Annotated in this window: 23 protein-coding genes, 1 tRNA gene and 2 pseudogenes; 13 read left to right on the plus strand and 13 right to left on the minus strand. The window is 67.7% G+C overall.

Annotated elements, in window-relative coordinates; translation table 11 throughout:
• Positions 1 to 24 precede the first annotated feature (24 nt).
• Positions 25 to 1131, plus strand: coding sequence for an XRE family transcriptional regulator (locus tag ABZX02_RS07500; protein WP_355295792.1), 1107 nt, complete (start codon positions 25 to 27; stop codon positions 1129 to 1131).
• Entirely contained in the window at positions 1124 to 2368 is a 1245-nt protein-coding gene (locus tag ABZX02_RS07505; RefSeq protein ID WP_355295794.1) for a hypothetical protein, read from the plus strand. Before ABZX02_RS07500 ends, ABZX02_RS07505 begins: the two co-directional genes overlap by 8 nt.
• Here ABZX02_RS07505 and ABZX02_RS07510 read toward each other — a convergent pair.
• Together ABZX02_RS07510 and ABZX02_RS07515 are read right to left on the minus strand one after the other, a co-directional pair.
• A complete protein-coding gene (locus tag ABZX02_RS07510) occupies positions 2337 to 2987 on the minus strand; it encodes a hypothetical protein (protein WP_355295796.1) in 651 nt (216 codons plus the stop codon). The genes ABZX02_RS07505 and ABZX02_RS07510 overlap by 32 nt on opposite strands.
• On the minus strand, positions 2984 to 3304 hold the full coding sequence (locus ABZX02_RS07515) for a hypothetical protein (RefSeq protein WP_355295797.1): 321 nt from the start codon (positions 3302 to 3304) through the stop codon (positions 2984 to 2986). The genes ABZX02_RS07510 and ABZX02_RS07515 overlap by 4 nt, the downstream gene beginning before the upstream one ends.
• 229 nt (positions 3305 to 3533) lie before the next feature.
• On the opposite strand from ABZX02_RS07515, the gene ABZX02_RS07520 reads away from it, so the two are divergent.
• The 4 genes and pseudogenes from ABZX02_RS07520 to ABZX02_RS07535 all read left to right on the plus strand — a co-directional run.
• On the plus strand, positions 3534 to 5222 hold the full coding sequence (locus tag ABZX02_RS07520) for a hypothetical protein (protein ID WP_355295799.1): 1689 nt from the start codon (positions 3534 to 3536) through the stop codon (positions 5220 to 5222).
• 866 nt (positions 5223 to 6088) lie between these two features.
• Positions 6089 to 6442, plus strand: coding sequence for a hypothetical protein (locus ABZX02_RS07525; RefSeq protein ID WP_355295800.1), 354 nt, complete (start codon positions 6089 to 6091; stop codon positions 6440 to 6442).
• Positions 6442 to 7065: pseudogene (locus ABZX02_RS07530) on the plus strand (caspase family protein); the annotation flags it as partial. The gene ABZX02_RS07525 and the pseudogene ABZX02_RS07530, both read left to right, overlap by 1 nt.
• A 714-nt stretch (positions 7066 to 7779) precedes the next feature.
• Positions 7780 to 8148: pseudogene (locus ABZX02_RS07535) on the plus strand (TNT domain-containing protein); the annotation flags it as partial.
• Between the two features lie 222 nt (positions 8149 to 8370).
• Here the strand turns inward: ABZX02_RS07535 and ABZX02_RS07540 are convergent.
• The 8 genes from ABZX02_RS07540 to cmk all read right to left on the minus strand — a co-directional run bounded on the left by ABZX02_RS07540 (position 8371) and on the right by cmk (position 14907).
• A complete protein-coding gene (locus ABZX02_RS07540) occupies positions 8371 to 9054 on the minus strand; it encodes a hypothetical protein (protein ID WP_355295847.1) in 684 nt (227 codons plus the stop codon).
• Complete coding sequence (locus tag ABZX02_RS07545) at positions 9047 to 10006, minus strand: tyrosine-type recombinase/integrase (protein WP_355295802.1); 960 nt, start codon at positions 10004 to 10006, stop codon at positions 9047 to 9049. Before ABZX02_RS07545 ends, ABZX02_RS07540 begins: the two co-directional genes overlap by 8 nt.
• Before the next feature lie 117 nt (positions 10007 to 10123).
• Positions 10124 to 10197: transfer RNA gene (locus ABZX02_RS07550), tRNA-Pro, on the minus strand.
• 173 nt (positions 10198 to 10370) lie between these two features.
• Positions 10371 to 11483 carry a histidine kinase gene (locus ABZX02_RS07555; protein ID WP_355295804.1) on the minus strand — a complete coding sequence of 371 codons (1113 nt, stop codon included), beginning with the start codon at positions 11481 to 11483 and terminating at the stop codon, positions 10371 to 10373.
• Entirely contained in the window at positions 11480 to 12112 is a 633-nt protein-coding gene (locus ABZX02_RS07560) for a response regulator transcription factor (protein WP_355295805.1), read from the minus strand. The genes ABZX02_RS07555 and ABZX02_RS07560 overlap by 4 nt, the downstream gene beginning before the upstream one ends.
• Before the next feature lie 61 nt (positions 12113 to 12173).
• A complete protein-coding gene (der, locus tag ABZX02_RS07565) occupies positions 12174 to 13595 on the minus strand; it encodes a ribosome biogenesis GTPase Der (protein ID WP_355295807.1) in 1422 nt (473 codons plus the stop codon).
• On the minus strand, positions 13592 to 14224 hold the full coding sequence (locus ABZX02_RS07570) for a lysophospholipid acyltransferase family protein (protein ID WP_355295809.1): 633 nt from the start codon (positions 14222 to 14224) through the stop codon (positions 13592 to 13594). The genes der and ABZX02_RS07570 overlap by 4 nt, the downstream gene beginning before the upstream one ends.
• Positions 14221 to 14907, minus strand: a complete 687-nt coding sequence (gene cmk / locus ABZX02_RS07575; RefSeq protein ID WP_355295849.1) for a (d)CMP kinase — start codon at positions 14905 to 14907, stop codon at positions 14221 to 14223. The genes ABZX02_RS07570 and cmk overlap by 4 nt, the downstream gene beginning before the upstream one ends.
• Positions 14908 to 15127: 220 nt before the next feature.
• Here cmk and ABZX02_RS07580 point away from each other — a divergent pair, with 220 nt between their 5' ends.
• Positions 15128 to 15568, plus strand: a complete 441-nt coding sequence (locus tag ABZX02_RS07580; RefSeq protein ID WP_355295811.1) for a pyridoxamine 5'-phosphate oxidase family protein — start codon at positions 15128 to 15130, stop codon at positions 15566 to 15568.
• A 128-nt stretch (positions 15569 to 15696) separates the two neighbouring features.
• Positions 15697 to 16617: a homocysteine S-methyltransferase family protein gene (locus ABZX02_RS07585; RefSeq protein ID WP_355295813.1), complete on the plus strand. Its 921-nt coding sequence runs from the start codon at positions 15697 to 15699 to the stop codon at positions 16615 to 16617.
• Here the strand turns inward: ABZX02_RS07585 and aroH are convergent.
• The 3 genes from aroH to ABZX02_RS07600 form a co-directional block, all read right to left on the minus strand.
• Positions 16607 to 16969, minus strand: a complete 363-nt coding sequence (gene aroH, locus ABZX02_RS07590; RefSeq protein ID WP_355295815.1) for a chorismate mutase — start codon at positions 16967 to 16969, stop codon at positions 16607 to 16609. The genes ABZX02_RS07585 and aroH overlap by 11 nt on opposite strands.
• A 33-nt stretch (positions 16970 to 17002) precedes the next feature.
• Positions 17003 to 17317 carry an STAS domain-containing protein gene (locus ABZX02_RS07595; RefSeq protein WP_355295816.1) on the minus strand — a complete coding sequence of 105 codons (315 nt, stop codon included), beginning with the start codon at positions 17315 to 17317 and terminating at the stop codon, positions 17003 to 17005.
• A gap of 228 nt (positions 17318 to 17545) precedes the next feature.
• A complete protein-coding gene (locus ABZX02_RS07600) occupies positions 17546 to 18646 on the minus strand; it encodes a DUF1015 family protein (RefSeq protein ID WP_355295851.1) in 1101 nt (366 codons plus the stop codon).
• Positions 18647 to 18679: 33 nt separating this feature from the next.
• On the opposite strand from ABZX02_RS07600, the gene ABZX02_RS07605 reads away from it, so the two are divergent.
• The 5 genes from ABZX02_RS07605 (at position 18680) to ABZX02_RS07625 (ending at position 22343) form a co-directional block, all read left to right on the plus strand.
• Positions 18680 to 19153 carry a TrkA C-terminal domain-containing protein gene (locus ABZX02_RS07605; protein WP_355295818.1) on the plus strand — a complete coding sequence of 158 codons (474 nt, stop codon included), beginning with the start codon at positions 18680 to 18682 and terminating at the stop codon, positions 19151 to 19153.
• Between the two features lie 5 nt (positions 19154 to 19158).
• Positions 19159 to 20331 (plus strand): cation:proton antiporter, encoded by a 1173-nt coding sequence (locus ABZX02_RS07610; protein ID WP_355295820.1) that lies wholly within the window; start codon positions 19159 to 19161, stop codon positions 20329 to 20331.
• A gap of 63 nt (positions 20332 to 20394) precedes the next feature.
• Complete coding sequence (locus ABZX02_RS07615) at positions 20395 to 21549, plus strand: S8 family serine peptidase (RefSeq protein WP_355295822.1); 1155 nt, start codon at positions 20395 to 20397, stop codon at positions 21547 to 21549.
• Entirely contained in the window at positions 21546 to 21767 is a 222-nt protein-coding gene (locus tag ABZX02_RS07620; RefSeq protein WP_245822588.1) for a hypothetical protein, read from the plus strand. Before ABZX02_RS07615 ends, ABZX02_RS07620 begins: the two co-directional genes overlap by 4 nt.
• A 93-nt stretch (positions 21768 to 21860) precedes the next feature.
• Positions 21861 to 22343 carry a DUF6319 family protein gene (locus tag ABZX02_RS07625; RefSeq protein ID WP_355295824.1) on the plus strand — a complete coding sequence of 161 codons (483 nt, stop codon included), beginning with the start codon at positions 21861 to 21863 and terminating at the stop codon, positions 22341 to 22343.
• Positions 22344 to 22720 lie beyond the last annotated feature (377 nt).

The raw sequence follows: 22720 nt of genomic DNA on the forward strand, positions 1-22720 counted from the left end.
AGCCCGGTAACCGCGCATCCGCGCATGCTCGTTCTGGCGCGCGAGTCGCGCGGCTGGAAGCAGGGTGACGTCGCCAGGGCAATGAAGGACCTCGACGGCGCCGCCTCGAAGGTGAGTCAGGCTTACGTCAGCCGAGCGGAATCCGGGAAACTGACAGTAGGCGGCGATCGCCTCGACCTCTACGCGAACGCCCTCCTCTACCCTCGCGAACTGCTGGTGCTGGACCGTGGCGAGGTGGGTGCAGGCGCCGGGCTGATCCACCACCGCAGGAAGCAGGCAGTCGCCGCGCCGGAGTTGCGTCGCATCCACGCGGTCCTCAACCTCACTCGCCTCCAGCTCACTGGCTTGTTCAACGGTGTCCCGCGCTCCATCGACCTGAAGATCCCACAAATCACCGTGGACGACCTGTTCTCCCCCGAGGAGGCAGCCGACGCTGTTCGAGCTGAGTGGGGAATCTCCGGCGGGCCCCTCGACTCGGTCGTCTCGATCTTGGAAGCTGCGGGTGGACTTGTACTGGCGCGATCACTCGTGCCGCCCGCTCCTCTGGACTCGGGGAACGAGTCCGTTCCGGTGGATGCGGTGAGCAGCTGCACGCCGGGCGACGATCCGATCGTTCTGCTCAACGCGGGAACACCAGGTGACCGACAGCGGTTCACCCTGGCCCACGAGTTGGGGCACATGGTGATGCATGCCGTCCCTCACCCAGATCAGGAGAAGCAGGCCAACAGGTTCGCCGCTCAGCTCTTGATGCCGGCGAGGAACATCCGTTCCGCGTTCCAGGGCACCGTCAACCTCACCTTGTTGATGACTCTCAAGGAAAAGTGGCGAGTTTCGATGTGGGCCCTGCTGCGTCGCGCGCACACGTTGGGCGAGATCAGCGACTGGCAGTACCGGACGCTGGCCGTCGAAATGACCAGCCTCGGGTACCGGACCACGGAACCCAACTCCCTCGATCCCGAAAAACCTGCTGCCGTACGTGCCGCGGTCGACTGGCGTCTCGACCACGGCCATGACGTCGATTCCCTTGCAAGCGTCACCCTGCTGCGACCAGAGGAATTCACCCACCTCTACCTCGACAGCACCTCCACACTTCCCATCTCGTCGATCGCTGCCGAGGTAAGCCATGAGTGACAACGTTCCTGCCGACCTTCCCCAGCCGCGCAAGGTGCCGCCCGCGGAGGACACCCGTGCCGCCGCGCTCGACGCATTGAGTCGCGCTCCCCGTCCTTTGGTCCCTGAGGGACGGGCCGGGCTGTTGACGGACCGCATGCTGGTTCACGCCTGTTTCGACACCGGCTACAAGCTTCTCGATCTGCTTCCCCAGGACGTTAGCGGGCTGGTCTTGAGCGGCAAGAAAGCGCGAGCCGGTATCAAGAAGCTGCGGCGTGATCGCTACGAAGGTGCTCTAGTAGCCGATCCCGAGGGTTACAGGGAGGCGAACGCGACCGAGGACGATCCGTTCGTCCTAGCCAATGACGGCTTGTTCTCCTTGTCGCTCAACGACGTGCTCCAAGCACAGCTGGACGTCGGCGCCACGGTCGCGATGACGCCGACCGGCTACATCCCAGCGGGCGAAGCGGGTCCTCTCAAGGCCGCGGCCGACATCGTGAACGGCCTCGACCGCGACGACTTCCTGTTCAGCGTTCCCATTGGGGTCGCCTGGCTCACCAATGAGAACTACCCCCAGCTCCGTGCGATCCTGTCCCACGTCAAGGCGCCCAAGGTAATCATGGTCGGCGGGCAGTTCGACCCGTACGAGAGGAACAAGGACGCGGTCGCGAACCTCCGACGCCTGATCGCCGAAGCCGGCCCGATCGCCGTGTTCCGCACCGACCTCGTCGCGTTCGACGTCATGTGCCACGGTGGCTTCGCGGCCTCCATCGGCACCGGCGGAAGCCTGCGCCACGTCGTGCCCTACGGCCAAATCCGACGTGCCAAGCCGAGGAAGGAGGATGAGCCACCAGATACCTCTCCCAGCGTGTTGTTCCCGGAGCTGATGTCCTTCCACAAGGGAAGCCTCCTCCAGCACCGTTTCTCCAACGTCCCGCGACCGCCCAAGTGCAAGTGCGACAGTTGCCGCGGCCGGTCTCTGGACACCTTCCTGGACAAGGCGGACGCGATGGACGCGCACGCGCACGGCGTGCACATCTGGAGCCGCTGGAGCGACGAGATGCGCCACCACCGCACTCTTGGCGAACGCGCGCAGTGGTGGAAGGAACGCTGCCGCAACGCCGTGGACCACTGCGCCACCGTGAACGCCGAGATCAAGCAGAAAGACGCGTTCGACGCTCCGAGCACGCTCAAGGTGTGGGCGAACCTGCCCGCCTGGGCCTCCGCTACGACGACGAAGCAGCCCCAGAAGCCCTGATCTGAGCATAAGCCTCTTCAGCGAACCACCAATGCGCCGGCGTGTGCCGGACGCGAACGTAGGGACTCGGTTCGACGACGCGCTCCAACTCTGCCCCCTGGAGCACGAACACGCCGACGCCGTAGAACGACGCCTGCATGAGCAACTCCGAGTTGTCCCGCGGCAGCTCACGAAGCAGCAGTGCCCTCTCGCAATGGGGGGCGAACTGCCCAGCACGCTCAAGCCCCGAAGCCCAGTCTTTCGCCGCGAGGAGCGCGAACCGAACCTGGAGCGGCGCCACCGCCCGCCGGGTGACCTGCAGTCGATCAATCTCAACTGCCCCGAGCGGCGCGGCGCGAAGCAGTTGCCGCTGCCGCGTCGTGAGGTCTTTCACCGCGACCGGCTGGTCAAGCGGCAAGCTCATCAACGCGTCGAGTAAAGCCATTGACGGCACCGACGTGTCCGAGCCGAAGGCGAGACGACGCGGAACCTCGACTGGGTCCGATTCGTACGACAAGCCCACCAAGCGCCCGAACATCCGAACGACCGCGGTGTCGGCGCGCCCCACCTTTCGCTGCGACTCTTGTCCCGTCACAGAACCAGACGCAGCACGAACGGCCGCCGCCAGCGCGGTCGTCATGACGCCTTCACCTCGATCATCGCGAGCCCATCAGCGAGCACCCTCATGGGCTCCCACACGGAGCCCTCCGTCCGGCGGTACCAACGCCGACGGTCAGGCAACCGCCGTGGAAGCTTCTCGACAAGACCCGCGCGGAGCAAATCGTCCACCGGCGCGTAGAAGACGCTTGCCGCCACCCCCTGCCTCGCCGCGAGCTCCGACAGGTTCACTCCGTCCTCCCCTGCGCTGGCCAACGCGGCGATGAGCTCCAGCTTGTGCCGGTTCCCGAACAGCAACAACGACGCTCTCCGGCTCGGCGGGCATTCGGCGAGGGACATTGCCTCAGGCTAATGATTCGCGATTCACGAATCAATTTCAGCGGGCCACAAAGCCCCGATAGGGCTAGCGGCCCGTGACTCTTCACACTGCGTGGCAGATGAGCGCCGCGGTTGGCAACCGCAACTACCCGACGTCCAGGCCTGCCTGGCTGTCCAGCCGACGACCGCAGGGATCAACGTAAAGTCTTCGGCCTGAACACAGAGTCCGAGCTCAATGCAGGGGGTCACGATGGCTGCTGTGCGCTGGGAGGATTTCGAGGACAACCCGGCGGGCTTCGAGAAGCTGGCCAAACTCCTGCTGCTGCGCGAGTTCCCTGGCGCCGTGAGCATCGATGGCCGCGGTGGTGACTCTGGCATCGACGTGCGCTGGGACAGCCCAGCAGGCCTTGTCGTGTTCGAGTGCAAGAAGTACACCAAGATCACCAACGCGCAGAGGCGGCACATCAGGCGCTCGCTCGACCAGGCAGCCCAGCACAACCCGATTCGGTGGGTCCTCGTCGCGCCAACCGATCCAACACCCGCTCTGCACAGCTGGTTTTTCACTCAACTCGCAGCGGAAGTCCCGTTCTCATTGGACTGGTTCCACCGAAGTTGGCTCGATGAACGTATCGCCGCGCACCCGGACATCCGCCGCTACGCGCTCGATGGCCCTGGGACGGAGGTCTACAACGCCATCAAGGAAGCGCGGGCCGAGTCCGACTGCCTCGTGCGCATCCCTGACTTCGTGACACGGGCGTCCGCGTTGCAGGCCCGCGCCGACGAGATGTCGCCGTTCTGGAGCATCACCTGGGACGCCACGACAAACCAAATCAACGCGACCGCCAAGCCCGGCGTCACGGAAGCTGATCTCGGAGTCGACTTCGCCCTGCACTTTCCGGACGACAACGAGCACGCGCAGGCAACCAGAATCCTCTACGAAGAGGCGCGGGCTGTCGGCGGGACCGTGACCATCCCCCCGCAGTACGTGACCAACGTCAGCATCGCCAGCCTCCGCGACCTCGGCTGGCCGGATGGTCCAAGCGAGATGACGTTCATCGCCGCCCAACACAACGACGATCTTCCCCTGCCCATCACGTTGCGTGTCATCGGCGGCTCAGGTCCACCTACGCCGCCAATCCACGTAAGCCTCATTCGTCGCGAACTCGGCACTCAGGGCGTCACGCTGCACGGCACGGACACCACCGGACTCCTGGCACTCCGTCTGATCGTCAGGCGCACGCCCGACGGACCAGTACGAATCGATCTCAACCTGAACCTGAAGGACGGCACCGAACCCGGTATCTCGGTACCCGCCTGTGATCCTTCGGCAGTGCTCCGGCTCTACGAGTTCCTCGCCGGCATAGGCGTAGACCGGATCATGCAGATCGGCCTGCCCAAAGAACAGTTGTCCTCGCCGATCGCGGTTGCCGCAGACCCTGAGTTCCCGCGCCTGCGGGACCTGCTCCGCGACCTCGTACACGTGAGAGACACTCTCGGACTCAACCTTCCGATCCCGGACGTCTGGACCGTGCCCGATCAGCGGGTCATCAGATTCGCAGCCCAACTCCTTCGTGACGGAGAAGCCCGGCTGCCATGGCGGACTCGTCCAACCTCAAGCCACAGCGCCGAACAGTTTCTCCACCTCTCCGGCACCACGTCGTTGCAGAACGCGATCCTCAGACTGCAGATGCCCCAACTGGTCCTCACCTTCAACGGGCAGTCGTTCGACCTCGGACAGACCTGGTACCACTTCGACTGCGTCGACCTCGAGGACCCCGAAGGCCGAGTGGAGACCGCACGCGCGGGTGGCGACGTCGATTGCGTCTTCGTGCCGCGGCCCGGCACAAGAAGGATCGCGTCAAGAACACCGTTCCCCGACACACCAAACATCCCGGCGAGCACGTCAGCAGCAAGAGACTCACGGGATGCCACACGGTAGCTATCTGGTGCTGGCGCAGCGGGGCTTGCATGTCGCATGCGAGTCGACCCGAGCACGCACGATCGCGGGGTTCTGGCTCGAAACGGCAACCCATTTGGATGAGAGCGAGGCTACAGCGGACCTGCTACGCCGCTGCAGCAGTCGGCCTCAAGCTCAACCTCAGAGCGGTTGCACTACGACGGGTGCGTGACTGCAAGCTCACGGCCCGTCGTAGTCACAACCTGCCCGGCTTCCCGAGCGTTGTCTCGGCGCAAAGAAGTCGACGAACGTCGGCGAACCAAAGTTGGCCACGAACCTTGGACGAACCTCGCGTACAACTTGGCGGCAACCTCACTTCGCAACACGGCGACCAGCTCTCGAACAAGCTCGGCTCCGATCTCCAACTCCTTGTGTAGAGAGTCCGATGAGATAGGTCGCTTGTGGGCTGCCGAGCGTGCGCATTGGCACGACGCGCACGCTCCAGGTCGCCTAGGCCACCTTGGTGAGGCGCACCCGCCACCGCCTGATCGCCGACAACACGCCCAGGACGCCCTGAGCCATCGGTTTCCGCTCAACCGCAGACGAGTCCGATTCGCCTTGCCCGCTCGCTGATCGAATCGGTGCCGACCCCGACTCTCCACCACAAACCGTACGGCCGTTATCAGAAGCCGCTTTACCGCGAAAGTATCCAAGTGATCTGGAATCATCCGTTGAGCATCCGTTCAAACAGTCCGCACCATGGCGCTCAGGCGGCTGCGACACCTTCACCACCAACACCATGCGGCTCTTCGCTTGAAGCTCCAGGCGAGTACTGAAACACCCACACGCCGCAGAGGTAATGTGACAAGATCAATGGTTCTCGTGCAGGGACGAAGGGAAAGCCATCGATGGACGTACAGGTCGCGCCGCTGGAAGACACAAGCGCGGTCGCGACGTTGCTGGACTGGCTTCTCCGGGAAGAGGAGCTACGCGGACTCGTGCAGCGGAGCAAGGTCGCTCCGCAGCCCGGCCACATGGGCGGCCTGACCGAGTTCGTGACGGTCGCTGTCGGCAGTGGCGGCGCACTCACAGTTCTACTGTCATCCATTTCAGGATGGCTTCGCTCACGACGATCAGACGTCACGGTCGAGGTGACGATCGGCAAGAACAAGGTCCGCGTCGACGCCAAGCGCCTCAAAGCAGATCCTGACGCCCTGGCAAAAATCATCGCTGAAGCGAGCCAAGCACTAGACGAGAACTGATGAGACTGGCCAACCCGACGACTTCACGGGCGATCCTTCTGGGCACAGCCGCCTACGAAGACGATGAGATACCCGATCTGCCTTCGATCTACAACAACGTTCAGGACTTCGCGGCGATCCTGACCGACCCCGCCCTGGGTGGCATGAGCTCGACTTCCTGTCACACGTTCGTAGATCTGCGGTCCGACCAGCTGTGGCAACTCGCGGAAGTAGCTCACCAGGCCGAGGACGTCCTGCTCGTCTACTTCGCCGGCCATGGCCTGCTGAGCGACGACGGCAAACTCCTCCTGGGCCTCACCAACACCAAGAGCCGCTACCCCGACTACACGACCCTGCAAGTCGATCAGCTCGCCTACACCATTCGGACCAGCCCGGCCAAGGTCAGGCTACTGATCCTGGACTGCTGCTATTCCGAACGCGCGATGCAACACATGGGAGGACCCGAGCAACAGCTGGTGATAGACGGTACGTACACCCTGGCATCTGCTCCCGCCAACAGAAGCGCCATCGCACCGACCGGCGCTCGGTACACCGCGTTCACCGGCCACCTCATCTCTCTTCTGAGACAAGGCGACCCAACCGGACCGCGACTTCTTTCCGTTGGTGCCGTCTACCGCAAGCTGGTGGCAGCCCTGCACACACAGGGCTACCCGACTCCCAAGCAGTCGCACAGCGGAACCGCATCCGCTCTGGCACTGGTTCGCAACGTCCTGTTCCAGCAGGACTCGACCGCGACGACGGCCGCGCCCCAGCCGGAGGTCGTATCGCTCCGGCGAACGAGCTTGAGCTCCGCTGCCGAACTCCACGAGCGCATCGACGCCCTGACCGCACTCACACGCCTGGCCAAGGCCGACATCGCGGCGATCGAGGAGTTGGAGATGCTGGCGGCGAGCGGCTACCTCCCGATCTTCCTGCGCCTGCACTGTATCCGAGCACTGGACAGCCGCGGCGAGCTCTACCTGGCCGCGCGCGCCGCCGAAACGTTGACTGACATTCCCGGCTCAGGCAAGAACGCGGTCTTCCGGCTGCGCGACCTGACCACGAGCCTGCACGACGTCGTTGCGAGCACACGCATCCACCAGCGATGGGCGACCGAGACGGCCTCAGCGCTCACCGCCATCGGCGTGCCCCTGATCCGCCGGATAACGGCCGGAAACGAATTGGCCGCCCTAGGTCACCAGGCCCCCGCTTTGACCTTCCTGCGTTCTCTTCTCTCTGAAGAATCCCTGACTTTCTCCCGAAACGATGTCGTTGAGGCCATAGAGACCCTCAAAAGTCAGCGGGCCGCCGAGCCCTCAGCTCAATTGACAAATACCGAGAACAGGTTCACCAAATCCCGAGAATGGCCTATTCAACCCCTGGTCGGCGAACCGCCTTTGACGCTGTTTCGCAACAAGCAGATGGTCACGGTTTCCCCGGGGTCCGAACTTGACCGGTACGGTCTGCCGAGCGGGAACTTGACATACGTCGCAGGCACACCGTTCGCCGAGCGGTCACTCGTTCCATCATGGGTGAGCAGGCCTTACCACGTGTACCGAGTCCGCGAGCCGATCGACGCATTGACCGGGACTGCGATCCCGTGGTTCGAACAACCCGGCGGTGGCACTGCCTTCGTGCTGCCGCTGTCGGTCGCCGAACTCGTCGACAGCGGTGCACTGCACGAACTCGAACCGTTGGACCGCGATGCGAGCCAGCAAACCCCCTGAACGCACACACTGAGTCCGCACTCAACCTGGACCACACCTTGCACCGATAGCCCAGCCACCGGGGATCCGCTGAAATCCGGACTGGTAGTAGACCCGGTAGCTGAGACGGACGTCCCCCGGTGAGACGCTAGGGGATCAGCGAGACCCAGTCCCGTCGTTCACAAAGCTCAAGACCATCGTCCTGAGACCAGTACAAGTGCGCGACACTCGACATGGATCCGTTCACACCGAAGAGGTCACGGTCGCACGGCCCGTTCGGTCCATGGAGCGGACGGCGTTAACGAGCCTTCTCGACCTGGCGGAGCCAACCCGAAGGCGCTGACGCAACACTTCCGACGAGATCGGCCGCTGGTGGAGTTCACGATGGCGGATGTCCTCCCGCCTCGCGCGTTCCAACAGCTCGTCGTCAGCCGTCGACACCGTGTTCACCAGCTCAGTTGAGCCACCGGGTCCTATCTCGACAGGCAGCGATGCCGGCTGATTCTCGACCACCGAACCAACGCGCCGAGCACCGTTCATGCCCTGCAGCATGCGCGGCCCCACGTCGGACCAGCCGATGAGCAGCAAGGGCCCAACCGCGTCGAAGGCGGCCTTGCCGTAGTCCCCTGCGATGACCGGATCGGCGACATTCAAAGCCAGCGTGACCAAACTGCAGAACATGAGCAGACGACGGACGGGCTTGAGTAGCTCCTCAGCTTCTCCGTTTGCTGCCATCTGGCGCAACCCGAGCAGCAAGCCCATCACGGACAGGTCCACCGCAGGGGCAACCAGCGGAGCAATCCATCCCGGCACTCCAAGCCTGAGCCCCAGGCTCAACACGTTGCCGAAGCCGAACAAAAAGGTCAGTCCGACGACCGCACCCATGATCACTTCGACGATCCGGCGGACATGCGTCTGGTCAGACATGTTCACCGATCCCCATCCTCAGTTGCGTCTCCTGCGCACGCTCAGCCGCGGCACTCTCGCCGTAATGCCGTGGCATGTCCTCTGAGGTCCAGCCGAGCAACAACATCAAGTCGCCGGTATCTCCGCCTGCGCGCTTCCATTCGTGCGCGAAGTTGTGCCGCCACCGGTGTGCGTGCACACCGTTCAGTCCCGCCGACAGGCCGCGACGCTTGATCATGATCTTGATGCCGTTGGGCTTCAGTGCACGGATACCCCTATCAGCGAGCCATAGGTCCGGCAGGGCGGCAGCCTTGTGCTTTGCACGTGCGCGGAGATAGCGGCTGATCGCTCGTGCGGTCTTGGGCCCGTAGCGGACGCGGCGATCCTTATTGCCTTTGCCTTGGTAGTGCACCGAGTCGGTGTCCTGGTTGAGGTCTTCAAGGCTGAGGTTGCCGACCTCGGACAGCCGGGCGCCGGTGTTGTAGTAGAGCCGGATGATGGCCTCGTCGCGGAGCTGGACGAAGTCTTTGCCCTTGCAGGTGCCGAGGACTTTCTTGGTGTCGTCGTCGCGGATGACGGCGATGAGCTTCTTCTGGGGCTTGGGCTGCTTCACCCGCTCCATCGGCGAGCGGTCGATGTCCTCCTCGTCCAGCATCAGCCACTTGAAGAATTGCTGCAGGCCCTTGTGCTTGTTCAACGCGGTAGCACCCGACCGAGTCTCGATCATCCACGCCTGGAAGAACTCGACGTGCGCCTTAGTCACGTCGCACGGGTCGTCAGCCGCGTCGTCGGCATCCGGGTCAGGCGAGTACTCGGCCAGGTAGCGCGCGAGCTGCGCGGCGGCCAGGAGGTAGTTGTAGCGAGTGGTCTCCGGATGACTCGCGGAACGCAGGGTCCGGTCCCAATCACGCAGATAGCCCGTCCAGGTCTTGGAGAGGCCGTTTGAGAGCTTGTTCAGATCCAGAAGAGGCATTGTGAAAGCCCTCCGAGTAAAGGGGTCGATGAGCGGCGTGCTCGACCCGGCAGAACTCGGCAAGATCAAAAAAAGAGGGTTCTCGCAGTATCTGACCTGCGAGAACCCTCTTGGCCGTCGGGACGACAGGATTTGAACCTGCGACCCCTTGACCCCCAGTCAAGTGCGCTACCAAACTGCGCCACGTCCCGGCCACACTCCCGGTTCCCCGGCGTGCATGGGAAATCCTACAACACCGCGGACAGAGATCAAAAACGGCCCCCACAACAGGGTCCTAGCTGCGGAAATACGGCGGGGACCCGAAGTTCGGGTCCCCGCGCCCCTCGGTCCGACCGATCCCCCGATCCTCGACCGACGCCCTGAACTATGCGATGGCGGTGGCTGTGGCGCCACCTCCGAAAGTCGAGTCTTGGCTGTCAACCTTCGGCTTACCGGTTGGTAGGACGGCGCTGACGCTGAAGCCTCCGTCCGCCTTGTACGAGGTGGTCAGGGTGCCGCCGGCCAGGCGTACTCGCTCTGAGAGGCCGTGCAGGCCGGCGCCACCTCGGTCGTCGAGCGGTGGTAGGTCTCCTGGGCCGTTCACCACCATCACGCGGACTGGTGATGATCTCTCCACTGTTACTGACACCGAGGCGCCTGGGGCGTGTTTCGTCACGTTGGTCAGGGACTCCTGGACCACTCGGAACAGTGCCCTGGAGACCGCTGGGGAGAGTGGGGCGTCTCCTGTTTCGGAGAGGGTCACGGTTATGCCTGCCACTCGGGCGCGGTCGATCAGCTCTTGGAGCGACGGGTAGGCGGTGTCCGAGTTGAGGAGGCCCAGGGCTGCTCGCATCTCGGAGAGGGATTCCTTTGCCAGGGCTCGCAAACGGAGTGCCGACTCGCGGACTTCCGGGTCCTTGGCGGTGGCGGCCAGGGCTGCTGACTCCACTGCGATGAGGGTGGCGTGGTGGCCTACCGCGTCGTGGATTTCTCGGGCTATGCGGGCTCGTTCCGCTGCCCTTGCGGAGGTCTCTTGGGCCTCTAGTTCCGCTGCTCTTGCTCTGCGAGTTTCGTACAGGGATCGGGTCAGTTCTTTGCGGGTGGTGAGCAAGGCTCCCAGGCCTGCGGGGGCTGCTGCGAGGCCGAAGGCGAAGGCTGTGGTCAGGAGGAGGGGGCCTGGGGGGATGTCCTCGGTGATGACGACCGGGGCCACTGAGGCGGCGGTCAGGAGTACGGCCCAGAAGGCTTGGGCCAGGATCGACTTCTCCTTGCTGCCCAGGCGGTATTGAGCTACCAGGGCTGGGGCCCAGCCCAGGCCGCCTGCTACCGCCGGCACGCACAGGAGTGAGGCGAGCCAGGGCCATCGCAGGCGCAACGGGAGCAGCAGGGAGGCTGCTACCGCTGTCCCGAGGGACCACTCGAACGGGCGGTCTTGAGTCAGGAGGACTACCCCTGTGGTGATGCCTACCGTGAGGAGTTCGAGCAGGAGCCTCTTCACCACACACCGACCTGGTGGGCGACCAGGGCCGCCTGCACCCGGTTCTCCACGCCCAGTTTGGTGAGGACGGTGGAGACGTAGCTCTTCACCGTGGCCTCGGAGAGGCAGAGTTCTTCGGCGATGCTGTGGTTCGAGCGGCCCGCCGCCACCAGTTCGAGGACTTGACGTTCTCGGGCCGAGAGGGAGTCGAGTTGGCGGTTGGCTCGGAAGCCTCGCAGCCTGGGGAGCAGGCGGGCGGTGATGCGCGGGTCCAGGACGGCGCCGCCTGCTGCCAGGTCCACCACCGCGCGGACGAGGGTGTCCGGTTCCGCGTCTTTCAGGAGGAAGCCCTGGGCGCCGAGGTCCAGGGCCGTTGCCACGTAGTCGTCGAGGTCGAACGTGGTCAGGACGGCGATCGCGGGTGGGGTGGCCCAGGTTCTGAGGCGGCGGACGGCTTCCAGGCCGTCGACGCCCGGCATCTGGACGTCCACCAGCACCACGTCCGGGAGGTGGGCCAGCACCACCTCGATCAACTCCGCGCCGTCGGCTGCCTCGCCGACGACCTGGACTCGCCCGTCGGCCTCGAGGAGGACTTTCAGGCCCCGCCGCAGCAGGGCCTCGTCGTCGGCTAGGACTACGCGTACGGCCACCGACCCAACCAACCGCACCCCATCACAAAGGGCAACCAGTCGGCTGGGTCGTCACCCGAAACTACTTCTTGCCCGCGCCGGCCTTCTTCTTCTCGCGCACGCGCACGGAGATGCGGACCGGGCTGCCCTCGAAGCCGAACTCCTCGCGGAGCTTGCGCTCGATGAACCGGCGGTACGACGCCTCCAGGAAGCCCGTCGTGAACAGCACGAACGTCGGCGGGCGGGTCGCCGCCTGGGTGGCGAACAGGACCTTCGGCTGCTTGCCGCCGCGCACGGGCGGCGGGGTCGCGGCGATCAGTTCGGTCAGCCACTGGTTCAGGCGGCCGGTCGGGACTCGGGTGTCCCACGAGTTCAGGGCCGTCCTCAACGCCGGCGCGAGCTTGTGCACGGCGCGGCCGGTGAGGGCCGAGATGTTGACCTTGTCGGCCCACGGCACGCGGACCAGGCCGCGTTCCAGCTCGCGGACCATCTCGGTGCGGCGGTCCTCGTCGACCAGGTCCCACTTGTTGAACGCCAGCACGCAGGCGCGGCCCGACTCGACCACCATCGTCAGGACTCGGAGGTCCTGCTCCGCCAACGGCTCGTGGGCGTCGAGCAGGACGATCGCGACCTCGGCGGTCTCGATCGCGGACTTGGTGCGCAGCGAGGCGTAGTACTCGGCGCCGCTCTCGAACTTCACGCGCTTGCGCAGGCCCGCGGTGTCGACGAAGCGCCAGATCTCGCCGTCGAGCTCGACCAGCGAGTCGACCGGGTCGACGGTGGTGCCGGCGACCGAGTCGACGACGGAGCGGTTCTCGCCCGTCAGGCGGTTGAGCAGCGACGACTTGCCGACGTTCGGCTTGCCGACCAGCGCCACGCGCCGGGGGCCGCCACCGCGGCCGCCGAAGTCGTCGCGCGGGGTCTCGGGCAGGCGGTCGAGGATCACGTCGAGCAGGTCGCCGGAGCCGCGGCCGTGCAGACCGGAGACCGGGTACGGCTCGCCGAGGCCGAGCGACCACAGCGACGCGATGTCGGCCATCAGCCGGTCGTCGTCGACCTTCGAGGCGCACAGGATCACGGGCTTCTTGGAGCGCCGCAGGACCTTCGCGACGGCCTCCTCGGTCGACGTCGCGCCGACGGAGCCGTCCACGACCAGCAGGATCACGTCCGCGGTGGCCATCGCGAGCTCGGCCTGCGCGGCCACGGAGGCCTGCAGCCCGACCGCGTCCGGCTCCCAGCCGCCCGTGTCGACCACGGTGAACTTGCGGCCGTTCCACAGCGCGTCGTACGCGACCCGGTCGCGCGTCACGCCGGGCACGTCCTGCACCACGGCCTCCCGGCGGCCGATGATGCGGTTGACCAGCGTGGACTTGCCGACGTTCGGCCGTCCGACCACCGCGAGCACCGGCTGTGGCGGCGCGGCGTTCTCCTCGTCCGAGCCGTCGAGGTCGTCGAAGGCTGACCAGTCGGCCTCGTCCTCCCAGGTGCCGTCCAGGTCCGTCATCGTCTTCCCTCACTCATACGAAGTCCATCGAGTTCGGCGACCAGTGTCGCCAGGCGGTCGCGCACCTGCTCGGTGGCAACGCCCAGGGCGGCTCGCCCCTTCCCCTCGGGGAGGTGGAACGGCTCACCGATCAGCACGTCGACCTCGGGCCGCCAGCCCTTGGCCTGGTAGGTCCCGCGGCAGGCGACCGGCAGCACCACCGAGCCGGAGGCCTTGGCGAGCCACGCGGCACCGTTCTGCGCGTTCGCCACGTCGCCCTCACCGCGCGTTCCCTCGGGGAAGATCCCGACCACGCCACCGGCTTTGAGCACGGACAACGCACTGGTCAGCGCGGTGCGGTCGGCCTCTCCCCGCTTGACGGGGATCTGCCCGATCTTGCGCAGGAGGGTGCCGACGACGCCCTTGAACATCTCCTGCTTGATCAGGAACGTCACGCGCCGGGGCAGCTTCCCGAACAGGATCGGCCCGTCGGCCATCGAGCTGTGGTTGGCGACGACCACCACGCCGCCGCTCAAGGGTACGCGGTCGCGGCCGTGCACCCGAATCCGGAACTGCCAGGAGTAGGGCACCCGCCCGATCCAGCGTCCGAAGTCGAACAGCCAGGGCACCGTCCCCGCGGGAACGCTCACCCGGTCACCCGCAGCCCGCGGCGCTCCACGAGGTCCAGCAACGCGTCGACGGTGCCGGCGAGGTCGAGGTCGGTGTTGTCGACCACCACCGCGTCGTCGGCGGCCTTCATCGGCGACACCGCGCGCGAGGAGTCGTACTCGTCGCGCCGCTGCACGTCCGCGAGCGCTGCGTCCACAGTGGACTCACGACCGGCGGCGCTGTCCTGCTTGGTCCGGCGCGACGCGCGGGCCTGCGCCGACGCCGTCAGGTAGACCTTCAGCGGCGCGTCGGGCGACACGACGGTGCCGATGTCGCGTCCCTCCACGACGATCCCGCCCACGTGGTCGACGGCGTCCGCGATGATCGCGCGCTGCTGGGCCACGAGCAGCTCGCGCACGTACCCGGTCGCGGACACGGGCGACACCGCGAGCGAGACCTCGGGGCCGCGGATCTCGGCGGCCACGTCGTCGCCGTCGAGCGTGATGCCCGGCTGCCTCGGGTCCGTGCCGACGACGAGCACCGCGCCGTCCGCGACCGCGGCGACCTTCACCTGGTCCGCCGGGTCGACGCCCGCGCGCAGCACCGCCAGCGCGATCGCCCGGTACATCGAGCCGGTGTCGAGGTAGCGCGCGTCCAGCGCCGTCGCGAGGCGCTTGGCCACGGTGGACTTGCCGGTGCCGGCCGGTCCGTCGAGAGCGACCACACCGCGCAACTGACCCTGGCCCACAGCAGCTCCCTCCGAGACACCCACGGCCCTCATTGTGCCTGGTGCGGACGCTCACACCGCAGGCGGGACAGTCCAGCGCGAAATCGTCCTCGCAGAGGTGGACCTCGTCCGCCCAACTCCATGGGGTGAATCCGCAACAGCCCGTGCGGCCACGCGCCGATCAGGTGTGCGCATCACCGAATTCATGGAGGACCCAGTGACCACCACTGAACAGCGCACCGACGTCGAAGCGCTGCTGCACCGCACGCTCGCCGCCCACAAGTCGATGTTCCTCGCCACGGCGGGCTCGGACGGCTCGTGGGTGAGCGGCGTCTACTTCGCCGAGGACGGGCCGCACTCGCTCGTGCTGGTGCTGGAGGAGCGCGGCCGCACGCTCAAGGCGATCCAGGAGAACCCCGAGGTGGCGCTGGTCGTGTCGACCGGCTCGCCGATGGAGCCGTTCCTGCAGGCGCGCGGCACGGCCGTCGTGGTCGACGGTGCCGAGGACGAGGCCGTGCGGCAGCACCTGGTGGCGAAGGTGCCCGAGGCGGGGCCGTTCCTCGCCACGCCGATCCGCGCGGTGAAGGTGGCCGTGCCGACGTGGCGCGTCACGGACATCCCCAACGGCTGGTTGCCGGGCAAGGACTTCAGCGCCTGAGGTCGCCGGAGCCCCGTCCGCGCGGGCGGGGCTCCAGCCCTCCGGACGAGAGCCCGCCGTCGTTCGAGATCGGCGGGCAGAAACGGCGTCCCGGACGCACACTGGGCCCTCCGACCTGGAGGCACCCGATGACGCAGCTGCCCCAGCTCGATGCCGCGCTCTTCCTCACCGACGGCGGCGCCGAGACCACCCTGATCTTCGACGACGGCATCGACCTGCCCGACTTCGCCGCGTTCCCGCTGCTCGACGACCCCGACGGCCACGCGGCGCTCACCCGGTACTTCGAGCGCTACGCGAGCATCGCCGAACGCGACGGTGCGGGCGTCGTGCTCGAGACCGCCACCTGGCGGGCGAGCCGGGACTGGGGCGAGCGGCTCGGCTACGACGCGCGGCGGCTCGAGTCCGCCAACCGCAAGGCCGTCGACCTCCTGCTGGACGTGCGGCAGCGGTTCGCGATCCCCGTCGTCATCAGCGGGTGCGTCGGGCCGCGCGGCGACGCCTACCGGCCCGACACGACCATGACCCGCGAGCAGGCGCGGGACTACCACTCGGCACAGATCAGGACGTTCGCCGACACCCCTGCCGACCTCGTCACCGCCATGACCCTGACGAACGTCCCGGAGGCGACCGGCATCGTCGACGCCGCCCGCGACGCCGGGGTGCCCGTCGTCATCTCGTTCACCGTCGAGACCGACGGCAGGCTGCCGAGCGGGGACACGCTGGGCGACGCGATCGAGGCCGTCGACCGGGACACGGACGGCTACCCCCTCTACTACATGGTCAACTGCGCGCACCCGACGCACATCGCGCCCGGTCTGGATCCCGGGGCGGCGTGGGCGCCTCGGCTGCGGGGGATCCGGGCCAACGCGTCGAGAATGAGCCACGCCGAGTTGGACGAGGCCGAGGTGCTGGACCGGGGCGATCCCGAGGAGCTCGCGGACGACTACCGGGAGCTGCGCCGGACCTTCCCGCAGCTGACCGTGCTCGGCGGATGTTGCGGCACCGACCACCGGCACGTCGACGCCGTCAGCCGCGCCTTCAGTGGTTGAGGTCGGTCCTCAGCGCCGCCGCGCCGCGCAGGTACACGTGCTTCACCGACGACCTCGGCAGGTCCGTCTCCACGTGCGCCAGCAACCGGATCACGCGCGGCATCGAGCCCGGCACCGCGATCTCCGTCGCGGACAGCAGCGGCACGTCCGAGAGCCCCGCCTGGCGCGCGGCGTAGGCGGGGAACTCCGACACGAGATCGGGCGTCGCGGTGAGCACGACGGAGATCAGGTCGTCGGCCGTCAAGTCGTTGCACGCCAACATCTCGCGCACCAGCTCAGCCGTCGCCTCCAGCAGCAGGTCCCGCGAGTCCGCGTCGATCTGCGTGGCTCCCCTGATCGCTCGCACCGCCATGTGATCGACCCTAGCAGCGGTCCAGAGTGGACATCAGTGGTCGACGACGATGTTGGGGAACTCCAGGGTCAGGCCGAGCAGGTCCACGACGTACGCGACCCAGCCGCCGCCGAGCAGCACCAGCCGCCGTTCGCCCAGCGCGGTCGCCGTCTCGATGAGCACGTGCAGGCCGCTCGACCCGATGAACGTCAGGCCGGCGAAGTCGACCACCACGTCGCCCTCGCTCTCCGCGCAGGCGAGGGTCAGTTCGGTGCGCAGCAGGTCGCTGGTGGTCAGGTCGACCTCGCCGGTGAGCGTCACCAGCGCTCCGCGGCGGTGGACCTCCAGCAGGCCTCGCTCGGGTTCCATCTCGGGTGCCTCACGGGTCGGGAGATCCATGAGACGCCGGGCGGTCGGCGACCACCAGTGCCGGTGGACTCTGAAGAGGCCCCGCGAGCCCGCTCCCCCGTCACCCGGTCCTCGTCCCGGGGCGAAGTCCGGGACGAGGAGGAGGTGGCGGTGCGCGTTCCGCGTCGCACGATTCCAGCGCGCGTCCGAACGGCTCGCCAGTGCCGAACGAACCCGCCGGGCAGGGCCCTACGGGGTCAGGTCGGCCAGCAGGAGCCCGCTGCGCGGTTTCGGCGTGAAGTAGGTGCTCTTGCGCGGCATCTTGGTGCCCGCCAGCACTTCCCGCAGCGGCACGGGCGCGATCAGCAACACCGCCTCGGCCTCGACGGACGGGTCCACGACCGCCTTGACGCACGGGCTCTCGGCGTCGAGCCCCAGCGCCTGGCCGAGCAGGACGGACTCCACGACCGCGTGGTCGATCGCCGGTCCCGCCGGCAGTTCGACGCGCAGCACCTCGTCCGGGCAGCGCACGACGACCACACCCGGTTCGGAGTCGACGACGTACGGCAGCGAGGACACCTCCAGCCCGGCCCTCCGCCACGCCGCCGCCAGGTCGGCCGCGGTGAGCCCGCTGCCCACGATCGCCCGGTGGATCGGCCCTACCCGCAGCCCCGGCCCGGACGTGACGAGCGCGAGCAGACCGGCGAGGCCCGCCTCCCGCGCCGCCGCCACCCGGTGGTTGCCGTCCGCGACGAGCAACGGGTGCGCGCCCGCCGCCTCCAGGAACGCGTCCTGCTCCGGGCCCTGCCCGACCAGCCACACCCAGTGCCGCCGTCCTCCCGAGTCCACGAGTGAGACGGCCGGGTCGCCGGTCATGCCGAGGACCAGGTCCGTCAACGCGTCGTGCGGGGTGATCGGGACCAGCATGGCGGCACTCGTCGCGATGCCGAGCGAGGCCAGCACCTGTCCCCGTTCGGCGACCACGCCCGGATAGACGTCCTCGGTGTGTTCGATGCCGTCCGGGTCGACGAGGCACAAGAGACCGCAGGCCGTGCCATCGGGGCCGTCCACCCGGTAGGGCGCGACGACGTCGGTGACCTCGCGGTACGCCCGCCGGATCAGCTCCGAGAGCTCGGCGCGGGCCTGCGGCAACGCGTCGAGCAGGCCGGTGCCCGCGGCCAGCGCGGCGGGTGTGCGGTGCGGGTGCTGGACGGCGAGCAACGTGCCGTGCGGGGCTCTGGCGAGCGCCCCGATCACCTGGCCGGGCTCGGCGAACTCGTCGACGTCCGGGCCGGGCACGCGGTCGCGCACCACCCACCCGCGGCGCACGGGGCGCACTCGCAGTGTCATCGCCTTGTGGGACATCCACGTATCATGATCTGTGTGAACGTAGAGATCACGCCCCTGCCGGGCATCGGGACGCGCCAGGACTTCATGATCCGCGCCGGACGCCGGGTCGGTGTGATCACCTACCGCGACGGCAAGTTCGAGCTCATCGTCTCCAAAGCGAGCGATCCGGACTCCTGCTCCGCCTCGATACCCCTCTCACCGGAAGAGGCGAACACGCTCGCGGGCCTGCTCGGCGCGCCGCAGCTCGTCGCCCACCTGCGCGAGGAGACCCGCGACATCGCGGGCATCACGACGCGGCAGCTGCCGGTGACGGCGTTCGCGAACCACACGCTCGGCGAGACCGCTCTGCGCACCAGGACCAGTGTGTCCATCGTGGCCGTCGTGCGGGCGGGCAACGCCCACCCGTCGCCCGGCCCCGACTTCCTCTTCGAAAACGGTGACCTCGCAGTCGTCGTCGGCACCGCGGAGGGCCTCGACGCCGCCGCTGAGATCCTCCACGGCGGTTAAGCACAGTGCACGAGACAACAATCGCCATGATCCAGCTCGGCGCGGTCTTCTTCGGCCTCGGTCTGCTGGGTCGTGTGGCTCGGCGTGCCGGCATCTCGCCGATCCCGCTCTACCTGGTCGGCGGGCTCGCGTTCGGCACGGGCGGACTGGTCCCCCTGCACGGCATCGAGGAGTTCACACACCTCGCCAGCGAGATCGGCGTCGTGCTGCTGCTCCTGCTGCTCGGCCTCGAGTACTCGGCGTCGGAACTCACCACCGGCCTGAAGAAGTCCTGGATGGCGGGCGTGCTCGACCTGGTGCTGAACGCGGCACCGGGCGCGATCGCCGCGCTCCTGCTCGGGTGGGGCACCGTCGGGGCGCTCGCGATGGCGGGCGTCACCTACATCTCGTCCTCCGGCATCGTCGCGAAGGTGCTCGGCGACCTGGGCCGGCTGGGCAACCGGGAGACGCCGGTCGTGCTGTCGGTGCTCGTCTTCGAGGACCTGGCGATGGCCGTGTACCTGCCGGTGCTGACCGCCGTGCTGGCGGGCGTGAGCTTCCTCGGCGGACTGACCTCGGTCGGCATCTCGCTGCTCGCGATCACCGTGGTCCTGGTGGTGGCGTTGAAGTACGGCCGGTTCATCTCGGCCATTGTGGACAGTCCGGACCACGAGGTGTTCCTGCTCAAGCTGCTCGGCTCGGCGTTGCTCGTCGCGGGCATCGCGTCGCAGCTGCAGGTGTCGGCGGCGGTCGGCGCGTTCCTGCTCGGCATCGCGATCTCCGGATCGACGGCCGAGAACGCGACGCGGTTGCTGGAGCCGCTGCGGGACCTGTTCGCGGCGATGTTCTTCGTCGTGTTCGGGCTCAACACCGACCCGCGCTCGATCCCGCCCGTGCTCGGCATCGCGGTGGCGCTCGCGGCCGTCACGACGGCGACCAAGGTGTTCACCGGCTGGTGGGCGGCGCGGCGCCAGGGCATCGGCAAGATGGGCCGCATGCGTGCGGGCGTGGCACTGGTGGCGCGCGGCGAGTTCTCCATCGTCATCGCCGGGCTGGCCGTGGCATCTGGTCAGGTGGACGACGACCTGGCCGCGCTCGCGACCGCGTACGTCCTGCTGATGGCGATCCTGGGGCCGATCGCGGCCAAGTACGTTGAGCCAATCGGTGAATTCTTTCAACGTAGACGGCAGATGGCCTGAAACAAGTGCCCCGATGTGACGACTCTCTAGTGAGGGCGGAACGGAGAGTAGGGGCGAATCGTCATGACCGAACCCGCGGAAGTGGAGACCACAGGCCGATTCCTGGTGCTGCTGCAGGAGGACGCCGTCGAAGAGGGGGTGGCCGAGCTCGGCGCGATCGCCGGGTTCGACCCGAACAGCGGCGATCTGGACGCGGAGACCGTGCAGGTCTTCCCGGAGCTCGGTGTGGCGGTCGTGTCCGCCGACCCGAACCTGCTGGCCGAGCTGAACGGCGCCGCCGAGCGCCCCGGCCCGGTGCAGATCGTCGAACCGGAACGCGTCGTGCACGCGTTCGCGGCGCGTGAGGAGGAAGAGCCCGAGGAGGCGGCCGACGAGTCGGTGCTGACCTGGGGCCTGCAGGCGACCGGCTCGGACGTCAGCACGGCGACCGGCAAGGGCATCAAGCTCGCGGTCCTGGACACCGGCTGGGAGAAGAACCACCCGGACTTCGCGGGCCGCGCGATCACCACGAAGTCGTTCATCGCCGGCGAGGACGTGCAGGACGGCCACGGCCACGGCACGCACTGCATCGGCACGTCCGCGGGCCCGCGCAAGCCCGCCACGCTGCCCGGCTACGGCGTCGCGTTCGAGGCGGAGATCTTCGCGGGCAAGGTGCTGTCGAACGCGGGCTCCGGCTCCGACGGCGGCATCCTCGCGGGCATCGACTGGGCGATCTCGAACGGCTGCGCGGTCATCTCGATGTCGCTGGGCGCCGACGTGCCGGTGAACACGCCGTACTCGCAGATCTACGAGACCGTCGCCCAGCGCGCGCTGGCGAAGGGCACGCTGATCATCGCGGCGTCCGGCAACGCCTCGACCCGCCCGGCCCGCGTGGCGCCGGTGGGCCACCCGGCCCGCTGCCCCAGCATCATCGCGGTGGCGGCGATCGACGTGAACCGCGCGATCGCGTCGTTCTCGTCGGGCTCGGCGGACAGGATCGGCCAGATCGACGTGTGCGGACCGGGCGTCGACGTGTACTCGTCGTTCAAGCTCCCGGACAAGTACCGCCGCCTGCGCGGCACGTCGATGGCGACGCCGCACGCGGCCGGCGTGGCGGTGCTGATCGCGGAGAAGACCGGCGCACGAGGCTACGAGCTGTGGGCACGTCTCGTCGGCACCGCGCTGCGCCTGCCCCTGCCGTCCACCGACATCGGCGCCGGGCTCGTCCAGGCGCCATGACCGCTTCGGTGGACCAGGTGATGGTCTCCGTGACGGACGGCAGCCTCCCGCAGGTCCTCGACGACCTGCGGGAGGCGGGCCTGGTCGTGGACACCGTCCTGGAGGCCCTGGGCGTCGTCACCGGCACCGCCGAGGTCAGAGCCATCCCGGCGCTGCAGGCGGTACCGGGCGTCATCGACGTGGAACGGCAGTGGCGCGTGCAGCTCCCGCCGTACTGACTAGGCTCTGCGCTGACCCCATTCACGGCTGATCGAACACGTGTTCTATGCTGTGCGCGGGGTCACGTCGTTGCGCAGAGAGGAAACCTGATCGTGTCGGACACGCTCACCGAGGTGCAGGCAGTCGAGGAGACCGTCGTGGAGGAGACTCCGGCGCCGGCCGCTCCCGAGGCCTCGAAGCCCGCCGAGGCTCCCAAGCCCGCAGAGGCTCCGGCCGCTCCGGCCGCTCCGGCCGCTCCGGCCGCCCCCGCGGCTCCGAAGGCGGAGAAGCCGAAGGCCGGCCGCCCGAAGAGCACGGCGAAGAAGACGCGCACCGTGGAGCTCACGCTCACGGTGACCGGCACCGCCGAGGGCGAGTGGCAGGCCGACCTGGTCCACGGCACGCAGCGCGTCGTGTCGGGCCTGGTCATCCCGGCCATCGCCGTCGCCAAGGCGGCCAAGGAGCTGCACGAGGACATCGCCGAGGGCATCGAGTCGGTGCTCGAGGCGGCGCGCGACCAGCACCGCACCCGCATGGAGGAGCTGGAGGCCGAGCTGGCGAAGGTGAAGGCCCAGCTGGCGGAGCTCTCCGAGTAAGCCGCAAGACGCCGAGAGGGCGGCCCGCCACGGCGGGCCGCCCTTTTGCGTGCCTGGGGGATGCGTGCGGCGGGCTGGGCGGGGCGGTCCGGGCGGGCGGGGCGGTCCGGGCGGGCGGGGCGGTCCGGGCGGGGCCTGAGCGGGCTGGGCTTGGCAGGTCAGGCGAAGCCTGGGCTGGGCGGAATGGGCTGGGCAGGGCGGGAAGGCGGGGCAAGGCGGGCGCAGTACACCGGCTCGTCCGCGATGCCGAAGGCGAGCAGTCTCTTGCCAAGACTCCGGGGCGGTGGGGTCCCATCACGAGTCGCGCCATAGCTCTTGCTGCACCTGAGGGGTGGTGGTATTTTTGGAAGGGTTTTGGGGTGTGTTAAAAGACCCGG

This window comes from Lentzea sp. NPDC003310 (assembly GCF_040610935.1).
Lineage (GTDB): Bacteria > Actinomycetota > Actinomycetes > Mycobacteriales > Pseudonocardiaceae > Lentzea.

Coding starts and splice junctions, on each gene's coding strand:
- ABZX02_RS07500 (WP_355295792.1), top strand. CDS start 25: ATGCTCGTTCTGGCGCGCGAGTCGCGCGGCTGGAAGCAGGGTGACGTC.
- ABZX02_RS07505 (WP_355295794.1), top strand. CDS start 1,124: ATGAGTGACAACGTTCCTGCCGACCTTCCCCAGCCGCGCAAGGTGCCG.
- ABZX02_RS07510 (WP_355295796.1), bottom strand. CDS start 2,987: ATGACGACCGCGCTGGCGGCGGCCGTTCGTGCTGCGTCTGGTTCTGTG.
- ABZX02_RS07515 (WP_355295797.1), bottom strand. CDS start 3,304: ATGTCCCTCGCCGAATGCCCGCCGAGCCGGAGAGCGTCGTTGTTGCTG.
- ABZX02_RS07520 (WP_355295799.1), top strand. CDS start 3,534: ATGGCTGCTGTGCGCTGGGAGGATTTCGAGGACAACCCGGCGGGCTTC.
- ABZX02_RS07525 (WP_355295800.1), top strand. CDS start 6,089: ATGGACGTACAGGTCGCGCCGCTGGAAGACACAAGCGCGGTCGCGACG.
- ABZX02_RS07540 (WP_355295847.1), bottom strand. CDS start 9,054: ATGTCTGACCAGACGCATGTCCGCCGGATCGTCGAAGTGATCATGGGT.
- ABZX02_RS07545 (WP_355295802.1), bottom strand. CDS start 10,006: ATGCCTCTTCTGGATCTGAACAAGCTCTCAAACGGCCTCTCCAAGACC.
- der (WP_355295807.1), bottom strand. CDS start 13,595: ATGACGGACCTGGACGGCACCTGGGAGGACGAGGCCGACTGGTCAGCC.
- ABZX02_RS07585 (WP_355295813.1), top strand. CDS start 15,697: ATGACGCAGCTGCCCCAGCTCGATGCCGCGCTCTTCCTCACCGACGGC.
- aroH (WP_355295815.1), bottom strand. CDS start 16,969: ATGGCGGTGCGAGCGATCAGGGGAGCCACGCAGATCGACGCGGACTCG.
- ABZX02_RS07595 (WP_355295816.1), bottom strand. CDS start 17,317: ATGGAACCCGAGCGAGGCCTGCTGGAGGTCCACCGCCGCGGAGCGCTG.
- ABZX02_RS07600 (WP_355295851.1), bottom strand. CDS start 18,646: ATGACACTGCGAGTGCGCCCCGTGCGCCGCGGGTGGGTGGTGCGCGAC.
- ABZX02_RS07615 (WP_355295822.1), top strand. CDS start 20,395: ATGACCGAACCCGCGGAAGTGGAGACCACAGGCCGATTCCTGGTGCTG.
- ABZX02_RS07620 (WP_245822588.1), top strand. CDS start 21,546: ATGACCGCTTCGGTGGACCAGGTGATGGTCTCCGTGACGGACGGCAGC.